The sequence below is a fragment of the Streptococcus sp. S5 genome (assembly GCF_034134805.1).
Classification (GTDB): Bacteria; Bacillota; Bacilli; order Lactobacillales; family Streptococcaceae; genus Streptococcus; species Streptococcus lingualis.
The window spans coordinates 1,434,993-1,453,208 of record NZ_CP139419.1 but is presented as its reverse complement, the minus strand read 5'-3'; the positions used below and the strand labels follow the sequence as shown (position 1 = coordinate 1,453,208).

Sequence of the window (18,216 nt, the reverse complement as noted above, 5' to 3'; positions counted from 1 at the left end):
AATGGCTAAAGAACAAAAAGATATTACAACATTGGACGTTCAAATTGCAGAGTTTATTCGCAGCCACAAGAAAAGTGGAACTGCAACAGATGATGAAATTAATGACAAGTTGGTTATTCCATTCACACTAGATGCAGATGGGATTGAAGATCTTTTGCAACGGATTCAAGATGCAGGAATTTCGATCACGGATAAAGATGGTAACCCAAGTGCGCGTGTGTTGAACAATGAAGAAGAGCCAGAATTGTCAGATGAGGAATTGCTTGGAAGCAACTCTGCCAAGGTCAACGACCCAGTACGGATGTACTTGAAAGAAATTGGGGTTGTTCCTCTTTTGACAAATGAAGAAGAACAAGAATTGGCTATCTTAGTGGAACAAGGTGACTTGGAAGCCAAGCAACGTCTTGCAGAAGCCAACCTTCGTTTGGTTGTATCCATTGCGAAACGTTACGTTGGTCGTGGAATGCAATTTTTGGATTTGATCCAAGAAGGAAATATGGGCTTGATGAAGGCCGTTGATAAGTTTGACTATACCAAAGGGTTCAAGTTCTCTACCTATGCTACTTGGTGGATTCGTCAGGCTATCACTCGTGCCATTGCAGACCAAGCACGGACCATTCGGATCCCTGTTCACATGGTGGAAACCATTAACAAGTTGGTTCGTGAACAACGCAATCTCTTGCAAGAATTGGGACAAGACCCAACGCCTGAACAAATCGCTGAACGCATGGATATGACGCCTGATAAGGTACGCGAAATCTTGAAGATTGCCCAAGAGCCTGTTTCTTTGGAAACGCCAATCGGGGAAGAAGACGATAGCCATTTGGGAGATTTCATCGAAGATGAAGTGATTGAAAATCCAGTAGACTACACCACTCGTGTGGTTCTACGTGAACAATTAGATGAAGTCCTCGATACCCTGACAGACCGTGAAGAAAACGTACTTCGTTTACGTTTCGGTTTGGATGATGGAAAAATGCGGACCTTGGAAGATGTGGGTAAAGTCTTCAACGTGACCCGTGAACGGATCCGTCAGATCGAAGCCAAAGCCCTCCGTAAACTCCGCCACCCAAGCAGAAGCAAACCATTGCGTGATTTTATTGAGGATTAAAAAGATCCTGCGGATCTTTTTAACGGCCACCTAAAAATAAGAGAGTGGCCCAGGTCCAGTGGACATTTTTAACGGCCACCTAAAAACCAAAGAGTGGCCAGATCCTGCGGATCTTTTTAACCCGAGCCAAGAAATTCTATCGAGAGTAAAATAGCAAAAAAAGGAAGTCATATGGCATATACAACTGAGCAAATTGAAGAAATTAAAAATAAAATTTTAAATGCTTTGGAAGAGGTAATCGATCCTGAGCTTGGGATTGATATTGTCAATTTAGGTCTTGTCTACGAGATCCATTTTGACGGTGAAACTGGAGCAACCATCATTGATATGACCTTAACGACCATGGGATGTCCATTAGCGGATCTTCTGACAGATCAGATTCATGATGTTTTAGCAGAAGTAGAAGAAGTGACGTCTGTGGATGTGAAGTTGGTCTGGTATCCTGCTTGGACGGTTGAAAAAATGAGCCGCTATGCACGGATTGCACTTGGAATTAGTTAAAAATTCTATTCATGAAAACAAGAGGTTAGGGGCTTCCCTAACCTCTGATTTGTTTACATCTGTATTTTTGAACAACCATTTTCAAATTCTTAGCAAATTTTCAGATAAAGTTGCAATCATCAAGAGGACAAGGTATAATAGCATAAATAGAAAATAAAGGAGATTTACATGAATCAGTATCCTTTGGTCTACTTGGACCATGTGACAAAGAATTATGGGCATGAAGTTGCTCTCATGGATGTTAGTTTGAACATCCAACCTGGCCGTATTATTGGCCTTTTGGGGCCTAATGGTAGCGGGAAAACAACCATCATTAAATTGATTAATGGTTTATTGCAACCAAGCCTTGGAAATATCTATATTCATGGGCAATTACCATCCCCAGCTTCTAAAAAAGTTGTTTCCTATTTGCCGGATACGACTTATCTGAGTGAAAATATAAAAATTAGTGATGCTATTAGCTATTTCCAAGATTTTTATTCAGATTTTAATGTCCAACGAGCTTACCAATTGCTCAACGATTTGCATTTGCATCCAAATCAAAAATTGAACAGCCTTTCAAAAGGGAACAAGGAAAAAGTGCAATTGATTTTGGTGATGAGTCGTGAAGCTGACTTGTATGTTCTTGATGAACCAATCGGTGGGGTTGACCCAGCGGCGCGTGATTATATTTTGCGGACCATTATTCAAAACCGACGTCCAAATTCTTCTGTCTTGATTTCTACTCACTTGATTGCGGATATTGAGCAAGTTTTGGATGAGGCCATTTTCATCAACCAAGGAAGAATCCTCTTGCATGAAAATACGACTGTTATGCGCAATCAACACGGAAAATCAATCGATGAGATCTTCCGTGATCAATTCCGTGTTTATTAGGAGGAACCCATGTTTGGTAAATTATTAAAATATGAATTTAAATCGACAGCTAAGTGGTATTTATTGATCACCCTGATTGCACTAGGTTTGTCAGTGATTACAGGTGTTATTGGTGGAAGTGCTACAAACGGTTTTGTGGATATGGAAACCAATAGTATGCAAATCATAACAGGGACTCTTGGGATTCTCATTTTTGGAGGAGTCATTGGTCTTTATCTTAGCAACTACTATATTATTATCCGTCGTTTCTATTCCAACTTATACGGACGTGAAGGTTACTTGACCTGGACTCTTCCAGCTAGCCCCCATGCGATCATTTTGTCAAAATTTGTGGGAGCTTTAGTAGCGAGTCTTTACTGCCTATTCCTTCTATTTTTTAGTGGTTTTATCACAATTATTGTGATGGGTGCTGTCATTGGACAAGACCTCTCTCCTGTATTTAGTATTATCGCTGAGGCTTTTAGTCATTCTATTGCTTATTGGATTATCGTTTGGTGGATTTTTACCACAGCTTCAGGAATCTTACTATTTTATGTATCGATCGCACTTGGCCAACTCTTCCAAAATCGTCGTGGATTTAAGGCTATTCTGTTTTTCTTTCTCTTGTGCATTGTTTTAAGTATCATTGGTACAGCATTTAATCCATTAAAAGATTCATATGCTGTCGGGTCTGCATTGGTTTATGGAAATATTGATGATTTTGGACCTAACTTTATTCCAGGTCTCATTTATGAAGTCATTAAAATTGTTTCTATGTACTTCACCATTCACTATATCAGCAAGTACAAGTTGAATCTTCAATAATAATATGGAATTGAGCAAGAAACTTCCAAATGGAAGCCTTCTTGTTCAATTTTTTCTTTTGCATTTTTAGCTACATTTTGATATACTAATTGTATTCGTTTTGGGGTCGTTACGGATTCGACAGGCATTATGAGGTATATTTTGCAACTCATCTAGCGGATGTAAAACGCCAGTTAAATATAACTGCAAAAAATAATAATTCTTACGCTTTAGCTGCCTAAACACCAGCAGGCGTGACCCGATTCGAATCGCTCGTGTTTGATGACAGGTCTTTATTTTAGCGAGATACGATCTAGCTTGGTCTAGGAGTTAGATAAGAGATTGATAGACTCGCAGGTACAGGGCTTGAGTTATGTGTCATGTAGCTGTTAAAAGAAGACATAACCTATGGTTGTAGACAAATATGCTGGCAGGTGTTTGGACGTGGGTTCGACTCCCACCGGCTCCATATTTTTATTCATGGAAGATTACTCAAGAGGCTTAAGAGGCCGTGTTGGAAACGCGGTAGGCGTGTAAAAGCGTGCGTGGGTTCGAATCCCATGTCTTCCGTTGTTGAGACATCATTGTGTAGCAGTGGTGTTTTTTTGTACAAAAAAGAGTCCCAAAAATAGACAAGTGAGGGAGGAGAAAAAGTGATTGCACAGCTAGATACCAAATCAGTCTATACTTTTATGGAAAGCCTTGTGACCATAAAAGACTATGTCCAAGTGGCTAAAAGCATGGGGTATGGCGCATTGGGAATCATGGATGTAGATAATTTGTATGGTGCTTATGAATTTATCGAAGCCTGTCAGGCCCATAAGCTCAGCCCCTTGGTCGGTTTAGAAATTGGATTAGAGGTAGATAATGAAACAATTCCGTTTAGGCTGATCGCCCTGTCCACGAAGGGCTACCAGAATCTGATGAAGATGTCGACCGTCAAAATGATGGGGAAGAGCAATTGGGAGGATGTGAAGCACCTAACAGAAGGCGTAGCAGTTATTGTCCCAGCTCCTTTTGCTAGTGGAGACTTGCCGCTTGGTCTAGATTACTTCATCGGAGTTTTTGCGGATACGCCGGTCCAAGAGTTTAGCCACCCTGTGCTCCCTCTTCATACTGTGCGTTTCTTTGAGGTGGAAGATGTGGAAGCCATGCAGATGCTGGCAGCCATCAAGGACAATCAAAGCTTGACGGAAACAGGGCCAATTGATCCGACAACAGTCCTAAAAACTCCTCAGGATTTAAAGAATGATTTTGCAGAGCGATTTCCTCAAGCCATCACAAATCTGGAAAAACTAGTCCAAGGGATTCAATACGATATTGATACTCAGTTGAAATTGCCTCGCTTCAATCCCCAGAAATCAGCAGTTGAGGAACTGAGAGAATTAGCCCAAGCGGGTCTTCTTCGAAAGAACTTGACCAGTCCGGTCTATCAAGAACGTCTGGAGCATGAATTAGACATTATTCACCAAATGGGCTTTGATGATTATTTCTTGATTGTCTGGGACCTTCTTCGTTTCGGACGGAGTCAAGGCGATTATATGGGAATGGGACGTGGGTCTGCTGTAGGCTCACTGGTAGCCTATGCCCTAGGGATTACAGGGATTGATCCTGTGGAGAAAAACCTCCTGTTTGAGCGCTTTTTAAATGTGGAGCGCTACACCATGCCGGATATTGATATTGATATTCCAGATATCTATCGTCCAGAATTTATCCGCTATGTGCGAGACCGTTACGGGAGTTACCATGCAGCTCAGATCGTGACCTTTTCAACCTTTGGGGCCAAACAAGCCATTCGAGATGTCTTCAAACGTTTTGGGGTACCTGAGTATGAATTGACTTCCATTACCAAGCGGATTGGCTTTAGGGATACACTGACGACTGCTTATGAACAGAACCTAGCTTTTCGACAAGTGATTCATAGCCGAGCAGAATTTGAGCGTGGCTTTGAAATTGCTAAAAGAATTGAAGGCCAACCAAGACAGACCTCTATCCATGCGGCTGGGGTTGTGATGAGTGACCAGGATTTGACGGATCACATTCCTCTCAAGTATGGAGAAGACATGTTTGTCACCCAGTATGATGCCCATGCGGTTGAAGCCAATGGTCTGTTGAAGATGGACTTTTTGGGTCTGCGAAATTTAACCTTTGTTCAGAAAATGAAGGAAGCCGTCTATGAAAAGTACCAAGAAGAGATCGTGATTGAAGCCATTGATTTAGAAGATCCAGAAACCTTGGCCTTGTTTGCTGCAGGGGATACCAAGGGGATTTTCCAATTTGAACAGGCTGGAGCCATTCGCCTCTTGAGACGTGTGAGACCCAATCATTTCGAAGAAGTGGTAGCGACCACCTCTCTCAATCGTCCAGGGGCTAGTGATTACATTGATAATTTCGTCAAAAGAAAGCACGGCCAAGAAAAAGTTGAGATTTTAGATCCAGCTATTGAAGAAATCTTAAGGCCCACTTATGGGATCATGCTCTACCAAGAACAGGTCATGCAGGTTGCCCAGCGTTTTGCAGGCTTTAGTCTAGGGAAAGCCGATATTTTACGTAGGGCTATGGGCAAAAAAAATGCGGCTGAAATGCATCAGATGGAAGACGATTTTGTCTCAGGTGCTCTTAAACTTGGGCATACGGAAGAAAAAGCCAAAGAGGTCTTTGCGATCATGGAAAAATTCGCAGGCTATGGGTTTAACCGTTCCCATGCCTACGCCTATTCTGCCTTGGCCTTTCAGATGGCCTATTTCAAGGTCCATTATCCAGATGTTTTCTTTGATGTCATGCTCAATTATTCGAGTAGCGATTATCTGACAGATGCTCTCCAGTTTGATTTTAAAGTCGCGCCATTATCCATCAACACCATCCCTTACAGAGATAAGTTCCAGGATCGAAAAATTTACTTGGGAATGAAAAATATCAAGGGACTCCCAAGAGATTTCGCGTATTGGATCATTGATAATCGTCCCTTTGAAAGTGTCGAAGATTTTATTTTACGCCTCCCCAATCAGTATCATAAATTACCTCTGTTAACACCTTTAGTGGAGCTTGGATTGTTTGATATTTTTGAAAAAAATAGACGCAAGGTGCTTCACAATTTGCCGAATTTGTTTGTCTTTGCTGATGAGCTAGGCAGTTTGTTTGCGGATTCTAACTATTCCTGGACAGAAGCGGAGGACTTTAGCCAAGCTGAAAAATATGAGAAGGAAGAGGCCATTATTGGCATCGGGCTCAGTACCCACCCATTGGTTGCGATTGGACAAACGAGTCCCTACGAGATCCAACCAATTTCTCAACTCATATACGGAGAGCAGGCACGCATTCTCATTGAGGTACAAAGCATTCGAACCATTCGAACCAAGTCGGGTGATCTCATGGCTTTCTTACAAGTCAGTGATACCAAGAAAAAATTGGATGTGACCCTTTTCCCTGAAACCTACAATCGATTTTCCTCCTTGATAAAAGAAGGCGGCTTTTATTACTTGACAGGGAAGATACAAGAGCGTGATGGGCGCTTGCAGATGATTCTAGCAGAGGCGCAACTGGCAACCAATGAAAAGTTCTGGATCCAGTTGCTCGATCATCGTCAGGATAAAACGATTCTTTCTATCTTGAAAAAATATCCGGGCCCATATCCTGTAATATTACGCTATGAAGACGAGAAAAAAACTCTTCAATTGAAGGGCTATACAGTCCAGAAAAACAAAGAATTGGAAGATGAATTAAAGAATCTCGTTATGAAAACGATTTATCGGTAAAAACTGCGAAAAATACGAGAATTTTAGTCTTCTTTGTGTTATAATTACGTAGAATGTAAAAGAAAAAAAGGAGCAAACAACGAAATGAAACGTATTGCTGTTTTAACTAGTGGTGGAGATGCCCCTGGAATGAACGCTGCCATCCGTGCAGTTGTTCGTCAAGCAATTTCAGAAGGAATGGAAGTTTTCGGTATCTATGATGGATATGCGGGAATGGTTGCTGGTAAAATTCAGCCCCTTGACGCCTCATCCGTTGGAGATATTATTTCCCGTGGTGGTACCTTCCTTCATTCAGCTCGTTACCCTGAATTCGCACAACGCGAAGGTCAATTAAAAGGGATCGAGCAATTGAAGAAACACGGGATCGAAGGTGTTGTCGTTATTGGTGGAGATGGTTCTTACCATGGTGCGATGCGCTTGACTGAGCTTGGATTCCCAGCTGTGGGTCTTCCTGGTACGATCGACAACGATATCGTCGGAACTGACTTTACAATTGGTTTTGATACGGCAGTCACAACTGCAATGGACGCGATCGATAAGATCCGTGATACTTCATCTAGTCACCACCGTACTTTCGTTATCGAAGTGATGGGACGTAACGCCGGAGATATCGCTCTTTGGGCAGGGATTGCATCTGGTGCAGATGAAATCATCATCCCTGAAGAAGGATTCAAGATCGAAGATGTTGTTGAGAGCATCAAAGAAGGTTACGCAAAAGGTCGTACCCACAACATCATCATCTTGGCTGAAGGCGTGATGTCTGCAGATGAATTTGGTAAAGCGTTGAAAGAAGCTGGTGATGAAAGTGACCTTCGTGTGACTGAGCTTGGCCACATCCAACGTGGTGGTTCACCTACTGCGCGTGACCGTGTTCTTGCTTCACGTATGGGAGCACACGCTGTTAAATTGTTGAAACAAGGAATCGGTGGTGTAGCCGTTGGTATCCGTAATGAAAAAATGGTTGAAAACCCAATCCTTGGTAAAGCAGAAGAAGGAGCCCTCTTTAGCTTGACAGAAGATGGTAAGATTGTGGTAAACAATCCACATAAAGCTGATCTTGGTCTTGCCGAGTTGAACCGTAGCTTGTCTTCAATCTAATTTTATTTCATAAATTCGTTAACCTTGTCTTAAAAAGACAGATATATTTAAAAAGGAGTCATATATATCATGAACAAACGTGTAAAAATCGTTGCAACTTTAGGTCCTGCGGTAGAAATCCGTGGTGGTAAAAAATTCGGTGAAGATGGATACTGGGCTGAAAAACTTGACGTTGAAGCTTCAGCACAAAACATTGCTAAATTGATCGAAGCTGGTGCTAACACTTTCCGTTTCAACTTCTCACACGGTGACCACCAAGAACAAGGTGAACGTATGGCGACTGTTAAACGTGCAGAAGAAATCGCTGGTAAAAAAGTTGGTTACCTTCTTGATACAAAAGGTCCTGAAATCCGTACTGAATTGTTCGAAGGCGAAGCTAAAGAATATTCATACAAGACTGGTGAACGTATCCGCGTTGCTACAAAACAAGGCATCAAATCAACTCGTGAAGTGATTGCTTTGAACGTTGCTGGTGCGCTTGACATCTTTGATGATGTTGAAGTTGGTCACCAAGTATTGGTTGATGATGGTAAATTGGGTCTTCGCGTTGTAGAAAAAGACGCTGCAAAACGTGAATTTGTTGTTGAAGTTGAAAACGATGGTATCATCGCTAAACAAAAAGGTGTAAACATCCCTAACACTAAGATTCCTTTCCCAGCACTTGCTGAACGCGATAACGACGATATCCGCTTCGGTTTGGAACAAGGTATCAACTTCATCGCGATCTCATTTGTACGTACTGCAAAAGACGTTCAAGAAGTTCGTGCTATCTGTGAAGAAACTGGTAACAGCCACGTTCAATTGTTTGCGAAAATCGAAAACCAACAAGGTATCGAAAACTTGGATGAAATCATCGAAGTTACTGATGGTATCATGATCGCTCGTGGTGACATGGGTATCGAAGTACCATTCGAAATGGTTCCAGTTTACCAAAAAATGATTACTTCTAAAGTAAATGCTGCTGGTAAAGTTGTTATCACTGCAACAAACATGCTTGAAACAATGACTGAAAAACCACGTGCAACTCGTTCAGAAGTATCTGACGTCTTCAACGCAGTTATCGATGGTACTGATGCTACAATGCTTTCAGGTGAATCTGCAAACGGTAAATACCCACTTGAATCTGTAGCTACAATGGCGAAAATCGACATGAACGCTCAAACACTTTTGAAAGAATATGGTCGTTTGAACCCAGCTTCATTCGAACGTAACTCTAAGACAGAAGTTATGGCTTCAGCTGTTAAAGATGCTACAAACTCAATGGATATCAAATTGGTTGTAACATTGACTAAGACAGGTCACACTGCACGTTTGATCTCTAAATACCGTCCAGATGCTGATATCTTGGCATTGACATTTGACGAATTGACAGAACGTGGATTGATGTTGAACTGGGGTGTTATCCCAATGTTGACAGATGCTCCTTCATCAACTGACGATATGTTCGAAATTGCTGAACGTAAAGCGGTTGAAGCTGGTCTTGTTAAATCTGGTGATGATATCGTTATCGTTGCTGGTGTACCAGTTGGAGAAGCTGTTCGTACAAACACAATGCGTATCCGTACAGTACGTTAATAGACAATTATATCTAAAGCCTTGCTGGTTGGTCCGAAAGGATTGACCGCGAGGTTTTTCTTTTTCTTCTGGTGTGTGTTGATAAGAATTCTCACTAATGCTTACTTTCTCTTTTTTAAAGATCAAAAACATGGTATAATAATTAAAAAGGAAGGGAGACATACATGCCAAGGAGAGATTTAATTAGAAATGTCATCATTGTCGGTGTACTGGTTTTGGCACTGATTTTGCTTCGAATCTTTGTATTTCATCCATTTAGTATCAATGATAAAATGGCCAATGCTTCTGTGAAAACTGGAGATCTTGTGGTAGCGACTAGAAATGCTCAGGTAGATCGCAGTGATTTGGTCTTATACAAGGTCGGTGGAAAAGAATACCTTGGACGTGTCATTGCCAAAGAAAACGACGAAGTCAGCTACGTAGATGACGTCCTCTATTTGAATGGACAGGCAACACCAGAACCTTACCTGAATAAAATGCTGAACAAACATCTAGCTGCTCCAACGAGTAATGGGTATTATACGGATGATTTTTTCTTATCAGAGTTAAAAGGGACCAAGGCTGGTCGTGTACCATCCGATACTTACCTAGTCTTAAATGATAACCGTGGAGATACAGAAGATAGCCGTGAGTTTGGTTATATCCATAAAAATCAGATCGAAGGAGTCGTGAATCTACGTCTCTATCCTCTCAATAAATTTGGATTTATAAAAGTAGAAGAATAGCCGAAAGGCTATTTTTTTATAAATATCAAAATGAACTAGTTTTTTTTCCATTTTTGTGGTAAGATGTTCATTAAATTATTTTTTAGGAGGAGAATGCTATGCAGTATGCTTTGGAAATTTTACCAAGTTTGTTAAAGGGAGCAAGCCTCACCTTGCAAGTGTTTGCTTTCGTATTGATTTTATCGATTCCACTAGGAATCGTTGTTGCCTTTTTGCTTCAATTGCGCTCAAAGATCCTGCATGGACTCCTAACAATTTATATCTGGATCATGCGAGGAACTCCTCTTTTGCTTCAGTTGATCTTTATTTATTACGTCCTTCCAAGTATCGGGATTCGGATTGATCGGTTGCCTGCGGCTATTACAGCCTTCACCCTCAATTATGCAGCCTATTTTGCGGAAATCTTCCGTGGAGGAATTCTCGCCATTCCGACAGGTCAGTATGAGGCGGCCAAGGTCTTAAAATTGAGTTCATGGCAAACAATTCGATATATTATTTTACCTCAGGTGGTGAAGATCGTTCTTCCAAGTGTCTTCAATGAAGTCATGTCCTTGATTAAAGACACCTCCTTGGTCTATGCTCTGGGAATTAGTGATTTGATCCTGGCTAGTCGGACGGCAGCTAATCGTGATGCCAGTCTAGCACCCATGTTTTTAGCGGGAGCTATTTATTTAATCCTCATTGGGATCGTGACCATCATTGCTAAGCGAGTTGAAAAGAACTTTTCATATTATAAATAGGAGGAGAAGCATATGTTAGAATTAAAACAAATTTCGAAACGGTTTGGGGATAAGCAGATCTTATCAGATTTCAATCTTCTCGTTCCTGAAAAACAAATTGTCGCCATTGTTGGTCCTTCTGGGGGAGGAAAGACTACTTTGCTTCGCATGCTAGCTGGTCTTGAAACCATTGATTCTGGTCAGATCATCTACAATGGTGAAAACTTGCCTCTGGATGCCTTAGAAAAACGAAATCTTCTCGGTTTTGTCTTTCAAGATTTTCAATTATTTCCACATTTATCAGTCATGGAAAACCTTATCTTGTCTCCTGTTAAGACCATGAATGTGACCAAGGAAGAAGCGAGTAAAAAAGCCATGAGCTTACTGGAGCGTTTGGGACTCGAACAACATGCGGATGCTTATCCCTTCTCTCTATCTGGTGGTCAGAAGCAACGGGTGGCACTGGCTCGTGCTATGATGATCGATCCAGAAATTATTGGCTATGATGAGCCGACTTCGGCCTTGGATCCAGAATTGCGATTAGAAGTTGAGAAGTTAATCTTGCAAAACCGGGAACTGGGGATGACTCAGATCGTTGTTACCCATGATATTCCATTTGCAGAAGCAATTGCGGATGTTCTTCTCAAGGTTGAGCCTAAATAGGAGGAGAGGATGAAACGAGTAATACCATGGCTGCTAGGTGTCCTTAGTCTCGTTCTTCTGACTGCCTGTGGACAGACAGTGAGTGATCCTAAAGTGGACAACTGGCAAAAATACCAAAAAGAGCAGTCCATCACGATTGGTTTTGATAATACTTTCGTTCCCATGGGCTTTGAACAAAAAGATGGGAGCTACGCTGGTTTTGATATTGATTTGGCTAATCAAGTCTTTGAATCTTATGGGATTCATGTCAACTGGCAACCCATTGATTGGGATATGAAAGAGACGGAACTGAAAAATGGTACCATTGATGCCATCTGGAATGGCTATTCGGCAACAGATGAACGCCGGGAAAGTGTTGCTTTTACCAAGCCCTATATGAAAAATGAACAAGTCTTGGTCACTAAGAAAGCCTCTGGGATCCAATCAGTCGATGGGATGAAAGAGAAACGATTAGGTGCCCAGACCGGATCGTCTGGCTATATGGATTTTGAAGCTAATCCTAAAATCTTAAAAAATAAGGTTAAAAATCAAAAGGCTACCCAATACCAGAGTTTCAACGAGGCGCTGATCGATCTTCAGAATGATCGGATCGATGGGCTCCTAATCGACCGTGTCTATGCCAACTATTATTTGCAAACGGAAGGAATTTTAAAAGACTACAATGTCTTTCCTGTCGGTTTTGAGACAGAATCCTTTGCGGTAGGGGTGCGCAAGGCGGATAAAACCTTGAAGAAAAAAATTGATGAAGCCTTCGTAAAACTCTATCAAAAGGGCCAGTTCCAAAAGATCTCTAAGAAGTGGTTCGGAACGGATGTAGCAACAGACGATATCAAGTAAAAAAGCTAGGAAATGATTCCTAGCTTTATATTAAAGACAAAGTTATCTCAAAAACTTTCCTTAGGTGAGTACGGACGTCAGCGAACTTCTACGAAGTTCCATGACTTAGTTTTGAACCTAAGGTTTCAAAACTCCCGAGTGCTAGAAACATCACTGTTTCTAGCACTTTTCTCACAGCGGAAAGTTTTGGTATACTTTTGATTCATTTTAAAAATTAGAAAATTTTTAGAGGATCAATTAACTTTTTTTATAAGGTTTGGCTGCTCTCTCAAGCTAGGAAATACTTCCTGGCTTTTTAATCTGTTTTATTTGTAATTTGATGGAAAATCTTCTGCCAAGTTTCGTGGCGACGCCAGAGACTGGTATGGATTTGACCGTCTAGTTCATAGCGTATGAGTTTGGTTTTTTGACTGATGGACTCCAGTTCAAAGTTTTGGAATTGAACTTGGTCGCTTGCGAGAGCCTCTATTAATTCTGCCTTGTTGTGTTCGTGACCGGTATCGTCAATCAAGGTATAATTATCCGCTAGCAGTGTATCAAATTCTTGCTTAGCATAGAGGATTTTTTCGTAGGTCAAGAGTTTCTTTTCAACGTTTTCGATCAGCTCATCTTCAGGAATTGAGCTAGGTTCTACATGGACGTCAATGTCAAAGACTCCAAATTCTTCTTTTAGGAGATCCTCGACTTCTTCAGTGATGGCATGACTTTCATAAACTGAAAGATCGGGATTCATTTCCAAGACAACGTCCAGATAGATATTGCTTCCATAGGTCCGTCCGCGTTGAGATTTCACACGCGCAATCTTAGGGAGTTTTAAAATAGCTTTTTCGTAATCTTCGAGGAGACTATCGTCAAAGCCGTCTGAAAGACTAAAGGAAGATTCCATAAAAATATCGTAGGCAGTTTTGAGGATAAAGAAGGTGATGATGATGGCTGCGATTTTATCGACAATTGGATAGTTAAAAGCACTAGCGGCAATCGCAATCGACGTCCCAAGAGATGTGATGACGTCTGAAAGATTGTCTTTTGCGGCCGCTTTTAAGGCTTTTGATTTGGCCCGTTTTGCTAAGCGAAGATTGTAGAAATAAACGCCTAGCATGACAAGGGCTGAAACCACTCCGACACCAGCACCGAGTGGATCAATGCTAACGGTTTCATTGCTGAAGATCTTTTGGAGGGTATCGCGTAAGACATCAAAACCGACATAAAACATAATGATGGAGGTGACTAGACTAGCTAGATCCTCGATTTTCCAGTGACCAAACTTGTGATCACGGTCAGCAGGTTGGCGAGCGAGACGAATCCCGATGAGCAGGGCAGCATTGCTGATAATATCTGATAAGTTGTTAAATCCATCGGCTACCAAACTAGAGGAGTGAAGCAGATGGCCAGTAGCTAATTTTGCTGAAGAAAGTAGTAAATAGGCTAAAATACTGATGATGGCACCACGTTCGGCCAGTTTTAAGTTACTGTATGGTTTTTCCAAAATTTCCTCCTACAACCTCGGATATGAACCTGTTTTCTTTAAACTACTATTATATCGCTTTTGGAAGGGAAATTCAAATGAGTCTTTTTTAAAAGAAGCTAGGTCGGTTTTTGTGGTATAATAGAACGATTGAATGAATGAGGAGAATGAGATGAATCCTTTATTGAATGGTATGAATGACCGCCAAGCGGAGGCGGTCCAAACGACAGAAGGTCCCCTCTTGATCATGGCGGGGGCGGGTTCTGGTAAGACACGTGTCTTGACCCATCGCATCGCTTACTTGATCGATGAAAAAATGGTCAATCCTTGGAATATTTTGGCCATTACCTTTACCAATAAAGCCGCTCGGGAGATGAAGGAGCGGGCTTATCAATTGAATCCAGCCACCCAAGATTGCTTGATTGCCACCTTCCACTCCATGTGTGTGCGTATCCTCCGTCGCGATGCGGATCATATTGGCTACAATCGCAATTTTACCATTGTCGATCCAGGTGAGCAACGGACCTTGATGAAGCGCATCTTGAAGTCTTTGAATTTGGATCCTAAGAAATGGAATGAACGGACCATTTTGGGGACCATTTCCAATGCCAAGAATGACTTAATTGATGAAGTGGCTTATGCCGCCCAAGCGGGGGATATGTACACCCAGATCGTCGCCAAGTGCTATGAAGCTTACCAAAAGGAACTCCGTCAGTCAGAAGCGGTGGACTTTGATGATTTGATCATGCTGACCTTGCGTCTCTTTGACCAGCATCCTGATGTGCTGACTTATTACCAGCAGAAGTTCCAATACATCCATGTAGATGAGTACCAAGATACTAACCATGCCCAATACCAATTGGTCAAACTTTTGGCTTCTCGCTTTAAAAATATCTGTGTTGTAGGGGATGCGGACCAGTCTATTTATGGCTGGCGGGGAGCAGATATGCAGAATATCCTGGACTTTGAGAAGGATTATAAGGAAGCTAAGGTCGTCCTCCTAGAAGAGAATTACCGCTCGACTAAGACGATTTTGCAAGCAGCTAATGATGTCATCAAAAACAATCGCCACCGCCGTCCGAAGAATCTCTGGACACAAAATGAAGACGGGGAAGAGATTGTTTATTACCGGGCTAATGACGAGCAGGATGAAGCAGTCTTTGTTGCTAAAACCATTGAAGAGCTTAGTCGCGAAGCTGGCTACAAACACCGTGATTTTGCCGTTCTCTACCGGACCAATGCCCAGTCACGGACCATTGAAGAAGCCCTGCTCAAGTCCAATATTCCCTACACCATGGTAGGGGGCACCAAGTTCTACAGCCGGAAGGAAATTCGGGACGTCATTGCTTATCTGAACTTGATTGCCAACCTCAGTGACAATATCAGTTTTGAGCGCATTATCAATGAACCCAAGCGGGGAATCGGGCCAGGTACAGTGGATAAGATTCGTGACTTTGCTCAAATGCAAGAGTCCTCACTCCTGGATGCTTCAGCCAATATCATGCTCTCTGGCATCAAAGGAAAGGCTGCCCAAGCCATCTGGGACTTTGCCAATCTCATTCTTGATTTGAGAGAAAGATTGGACCAGCTGACCATTACAGAGTTGGTCGAAGAAGTCCTTGATAAGACGGGCTATATGACGGCTCTAACCAATCAGGGGAATCTAGAAAGTCAAGCCCGCATCGAGAATATCCAAGAGTTCCTGTCTGTTACTAAGAATTTTGATGAAAATGGGGAAACCGTCGACGACGAATCAGGTGTGGAGACCTTGAGTCGTTTCTTGAACGATTTGGCTTTGATTGCCGATACAGATGATGGGGCCCAAGAAACTTCAGAAGTGACCTTGATGACTCTTCATGCAGCCAAGGGATTGGAGTTCCCAGTCGTCTTCTTGATTGGGATGGAAGAAAATGTCTTTCCTCTTAGTCGTGCGGCAGAGGATCCAGATGAGTTGGAGGAAGAACGGCGCTTGGCTTATGTAGGGATCACGCGGGCAGAGAAGGTTCTCTTCTTGACCAATGCCAACTCACGTTTGCTCTTTGGACGGACCAGCTACAACCGGCCAACGCGTTTCATCAATGAAATTAGCTCGGATTTATTGACCTACCAGGGCTTAGCCCGTCCAGTTAATACCAGCTTTAAGGCTTCGTATAGCAATGGAGGCGGAACGACCTTTGGAAAAGGCATGAGCCTGTCACAAGCCCTTCAAGAGCGCAAGAGACAAGCAGCTCCAAGTACTCTCACATCATCAAGTCTCCCCTTTGGCAATAGCAACCGAGCTGCTGTTAAAGAAAGCGTCGCTTGGTCCATTGGCGACATTGCCATTCACAAGAAGTGGGGTGAAGGGACTGTCCTAGAAGTCTCTGGTAGTGGTAGTACCCAAGAGCTCAAGATCAACTTCCCAGAAGTGGGTCTAAAGAAACTCTTGGCCAGTGTCGCGCCAATTGAGAAGAAATAAGTGGAGACCAGTAAGCTAAGTCCACTGTTTCAGATTATAAACAAGCAACATCTTTTCAGAAATCTAAAGTTATTACTGAATGAGACTATTGAAAAAATATTTTGGAACTAGTGCAAAATAGATTGAGACTTTTCGCCGTGAGGAAAGCATCAGAAACGCATTAGTTTCTGGTGCTCGGTAGATTTGAGACGTAAGGCTCAAATCTAAGGTATGGAATCCCAAAGGGAGTCGCTACCGTCCGTCCTCACTTAAGGAAAGTCTCTATAGAGAAATGAATATTCAGTTAAAACCAGCAAGCTTCGTTTGCTGGTTTTGATTTTACTGGTGGCATGATATAATATACTAAGAATAGAGAAAGAGGCATGCTATGAACGAAATCAAGTGCCCCAACTGTGGGGAAGTTTTTACAGTCAATGAAAGTCAATACAGCGAACTCTTGTCACAGGTACGGACAGCAGAGTTTGACAAGGAAATTCATGAGCGAATTCGGCAAGAGTTGGCTTTGGCTGAGCAAAAGGCCCTTAATGAGCAGCAAGAGAAGTTAGCAAAGAAGGATCAAGAAATTGCTCAGTTACAAAACCAGATTCAACAGTTTGATACTGAAAAAGAATTGGCCAAAAAAGAGGTAGAGCAAAGCGCTAGCCAAAGTCTGTTAGAAAAAGAAAAAGAGGTCCAAGCTCTTGAGAATCAATTGGCCACCTTGCGCTTGGAGCATGAGAATCAACTACAAAAAACACTTTCTGACCTGGAAAAAGAACGCGATCAGGTCAAAAATCAGCTCCTTTTGCAAGAAAAAGAAAACGAGCTTTCTCTTGCTTCTGTTAAACAAAACTATGAAGCACAGCTTAAAGCAGCTAGTGAGCAAGTTGAGTTTTACAAGAATTTCAAGGCACAACAATCTACAAAAGCTATTGGTGAAAGTCTAGAACAGTATGCAGAGAGCGAGTTTAACAAGGTTCGTAGTTTTGCCTTTCCAAATGCTTATTTTGAAAAGGACAACAAGATTTCTGCGCGTGGTTCTAAAGGAGACTTCATCTTCCGTGATTTTGATGAAAATGGGCTGGAATTCATTTCCATCATGTTTGAGATGAAAAATGAAGCGGATGGAACTGAGAAGAAGCACAAGAATGCTGATTTCTACAAAGAGTTGGATAAGGACCGCCGTGAGAAGAACTGTGAGTATGCTGTATTAGTATCGATGTTAGAAGCCGATAATGACTACTTTAACACAGGGATTGTGGATGTCAGTCATGAGTATGAGAAAATGTACGTCGTGCGTCCTCAATTCTTTATTCAGTTGATTGGACTCTTACGAAATGCTGCCCTTAATTCCCTAAAATACAAGCAAGAATTGGCGCTTATCCGTGAGCAAAACATTGATATTACTCATTTTGAAGAAGACTTGGATGCCTTTAAGGTTGCCTTTGCTAAGAACTACAATTCAGCTTCGGTCAACTTCGGTAAAGCCATTGATGAAATTGACAAGGCAATCAAGCGGATGGAAGAAGTCAAGAAATTTCTTACCACATCTGAAAACCAACTTCGCCTCGCTAATAACAAGTTGGATGATGTTTCCGTTAAAAAATTGACACGGAAAAATCCAACCATGAAAGCTAAGTTTGATGCCTTGAAGGAAGACTAGGAGGATCC

The 18,216-nt window shown here is 42.0% G+C and carries 14 protein-coding genes, 1 tRNA gene and 1 other RNA gene; 15 read left to right on the top strand and 1 reads right to left on the bottom strand.

The window, feature by feature from the left end; genetic code table 11:
* Nucleotide 1: 1 nt before the first annotated feature.
* The 13 genes from rpoD (at nt 2) to SM123_RS06910 (ending at nt 12,643) form a co-directional block, all read left to right on the top strand.
* Nucleotides 2-1,111 (top strand): RNA polymerase sigma factor RpoD, encoded by a 1,110-nt coding sequence (gene rpoD, locus SM123_RS06970; RefSeq protein ID WP_021152924.1) that lies wholly within the window; start codon nt 2-4, stop codon nt 1,109-1,111.
* A 171-nt stretch (nt 1,112-1,282) separates the two neighbouring features.
* A complete protein-coding gene (locus SM123_RS06965; RefSeq protein WP_004220168.1) occupies nt 1,283-1,612 on the top strand; it encodes a metal-sulfur cluster assembly factor in 330 nt (109 codons plus the stop codon).
* A 168-nt stretch (nt 1,613-1,780) separates the two neighbouring features.
* A complete protein-coding gene (locus SM123_RS06960; RefSeq protein WP_118228334.1) occupies nt 1,781-2,488 on the top strand; it encodes an ABC transporter ATP-binding protein in 708 nt (235 codons plus the stop codon).
* A 9-nt stretch (nt 2,489-2,497) separates the two neighbouring features.
* Complete coding sequence (locus tag SM123_RS06955) at nt 2,498-3,292, top strand: hypothetical protein (RefSeq protein ID WP_070586565.1); 795 nt, start codon at nt 2,498-2,500, stop codon at nt 3,290-3,292.
* 102 nt (nt 3,293-3,394) lie between these two features.
* Nucleotides 3,395-3,743, top strand: a transfer-messenger RNA (tmRNA) gene (gene ssrA / locus SM123_RS06950).
* Between the two features lie 10 nt (nt 3,744-3,753).
* Nucleotides 3,754-3,841: transfer RNA gene (locus tag SM123_RS06945), tRNA-Ser, on the top strand.
* An 83-nt stretch (nt 3,842-3,924) separates the two neighbouring features.
* Entirely contained in the window at nt 3,925-7,026 is a 3,102-nt protein-coding gene (locus SM123_RS06940; RefSeq protein WP_320909315.1) for a DNA polymerase III subunit alpha, read from the top strand.
* 84 nt (nt 7,027-7,110) lie between these two features.
* A complete protein-coding gene (gene pfkA / locus SM123_RS06935) occupies nt 7,111-8,124 on the top strand; it encodes a 6-phosphofructokinase (protein WP_021152956.1) in 1,014 nt (337 codons plus the stop codon).
* Between the two features lie 69 nt (nt 8,125-8,193).
* The gene (gene pyk, locus SM123_RS06930) at nt 8,194-9,699 is read left to right on the top strand and encodes a pyruvate kinase (RefSeq protein ID WP_013903352.1); all 1,506 of its coding nucleotides are present in this window, start codon (nt 8,194-8,196) and stop codon (nt 9,697-9,699) included.
* Between the two features lie 164 nt (nt 9,700-9,863).
* Entirely contained in the window at nt 9,864-10,424 is a 561-nt protein-coding gene (gene lepB, locus SM123_RS06925; protein ID WP_003006560.1) for a signal peptidase I, read from the top strand.
* Between the two features lie 98 nt (nt 10,425-10,522).
* Nucleotides 10,523-11,164, top strand: a complete 642-nt coding sequence (locus SM123_RS06920; RefSeq protein WP_049490580.1) for an amino acid ABC transporter permease — start codon at nt 10,523-10,525, stop codon at nt 11,162-11,164.
* A 12-nt stretch (nt 11,165-11,176) separates the two neighbouring features.
* Nucleotides 11,177-11,806, top strand: coding sequence for an amino acid ABC transporter ATP-binding protein (locus SM123_RS06915; RefSeq protein WP_003014104.1), 630 nt, complete (start codon nt 11,177-11,179; stop codon nt 11,804-11,806).
* Between the two features lie 9 nt (nt 11,807-11,815).
* Nucleotides 11,816-12,643, top strand: a complete 828-nt coding sequence (locus tag SM123_RS06910) for an amino acid ABC transporter substrate-binding protein (protein ID WP_014713119.1) — start codon at nt 11,816-11,818, stop codon at nt 12,641-12,643.
* Between the two features lie 295 nt (nt 12,644-12,938).
* Here the strand turns inward: SM123_RS06910 and SM123_RS06905 are convergent, their stop codons facing one another.
* Nucleotides 12,939-14,129 carry a cation diffusion facilitator family transporter gene (locus SM123_RS06905; protein ID WP_320909314.1) on the bottom strand — a complete coding sequence of 397 codons (1,191 nt, stop codon included), beginning with the start codon at nt 14,127-14,129 and terminating at the stop codon, nt 12,939-12,941.
* A gap of 151 nt (nt 14,130-14,280) precedes the next feature.
* Here SM123_RS06905 and pcrA point away from each other — a divergent pair, with 151 nt between their 5' ends.
* Together pcrA and SM123_RS06895 are read left to right on the top strand one after the other, a co-directional pair.
* On the top strand, nt 14,281-16,566 hold the full coding sequence (gene pcrA / locus SM123_RS06900) for a DNA helicase PcrA (RefSeq protein WP_049488187.1): 2,286 nt from the start codon (nt 14,281-14,283) through the stop codon (nt 16,564-16,566).
* A gap of 367 nt (nt 16,567-16,933) precedes the next feature.
* Entirely contained in the window at nt 16,934-18,208 is a 1,275-nt protein-coding gene (locus tag SM123_RS06895; RefSeq protein ID WP_320909313.1) for a DUF2130 domain-containing protein, read from the top strand.
* Nucleotides 18,209-18,216: the final 8 nt, after the last annotated feature.

Coding starts and splice junctions, on each gene's coding strand:
- rpoD (WP_021152924.1), top strand. CDS start 2: ATGGCTAAAGAACAAAAAGATATTACAACATTGGACGTTCAAATTGCA.
- SM123_RS06965 (WP_004220168.1), top strand. CDS start 1,283: ATGGCATATACAACTGAGCAAATTGAAGAAATTAAAAATAAAATTTTA.
- SM123_RS06960 (WP_118228334.1), top strand. CDS start 1,781: ATGAATCAGTATCCTTTGGTCTACTTGGACCATGTGACAAAGAATTAT.
- SM123_RS06955 (WP_070586565.1), top strand. CDS start 2,498: ATGTTTGGTAAATTATTAAAATATGAATTTAAATCGACAGCTAAGTGG.
- pfkA (WP_021152956.1), top strand. CDS start 7,111: ATGAAACGTATTGCTGTTTTAACTAGTGGTGGAGATGCCCCTGGAATG.
- pyk (WP_013903352.1), top strand. CDS start 8,194: ATGAACAAACGTGTAAAAATCGTTGCAACTTTAGGTCCTGCGGTAGAA.
- lepB (WP_003006560.1), top strand. CDS start 9,864: ATGCCAAGGAGAGATTTAATTAGAAATGTCATCATTGTCGGTGTACTG.
- SM123_RS06920 (WP_049490580.1), top strand. CDS start 10,523: ATGCAGTATGCTTTGGAAATTTTACCAAGTTTGTTAAAGGGAGCAAGC.
- SM123_RS06915 (WP_003014104.1), top strand. CDS start 11,177: ATGTTAGAATTAAAACAAATTTCGAAACGGTTTGGGGATAAGCAGATC.
- SM123_RS06910 (WP_014713119.1), top strand. CDS start 11,816: ATGAAACGAGTAATACCATGGCTGCTAGGTGTCCTTAGTCTCGTTCTT.
- pcrA (WP_049488187.1), top strand. CDS start 14,281: ATGAATCCTTTATTGAATGGTATGAATGACCGCCAAGCGGAGGCGGTC.
- SM123_RS06895 (WP_320909313.1), top strand. CDS start 16,934: ATGAACGAAATCAAGTGCCCCAACTGTGGGGAAGTTTTTACAGTCAAT.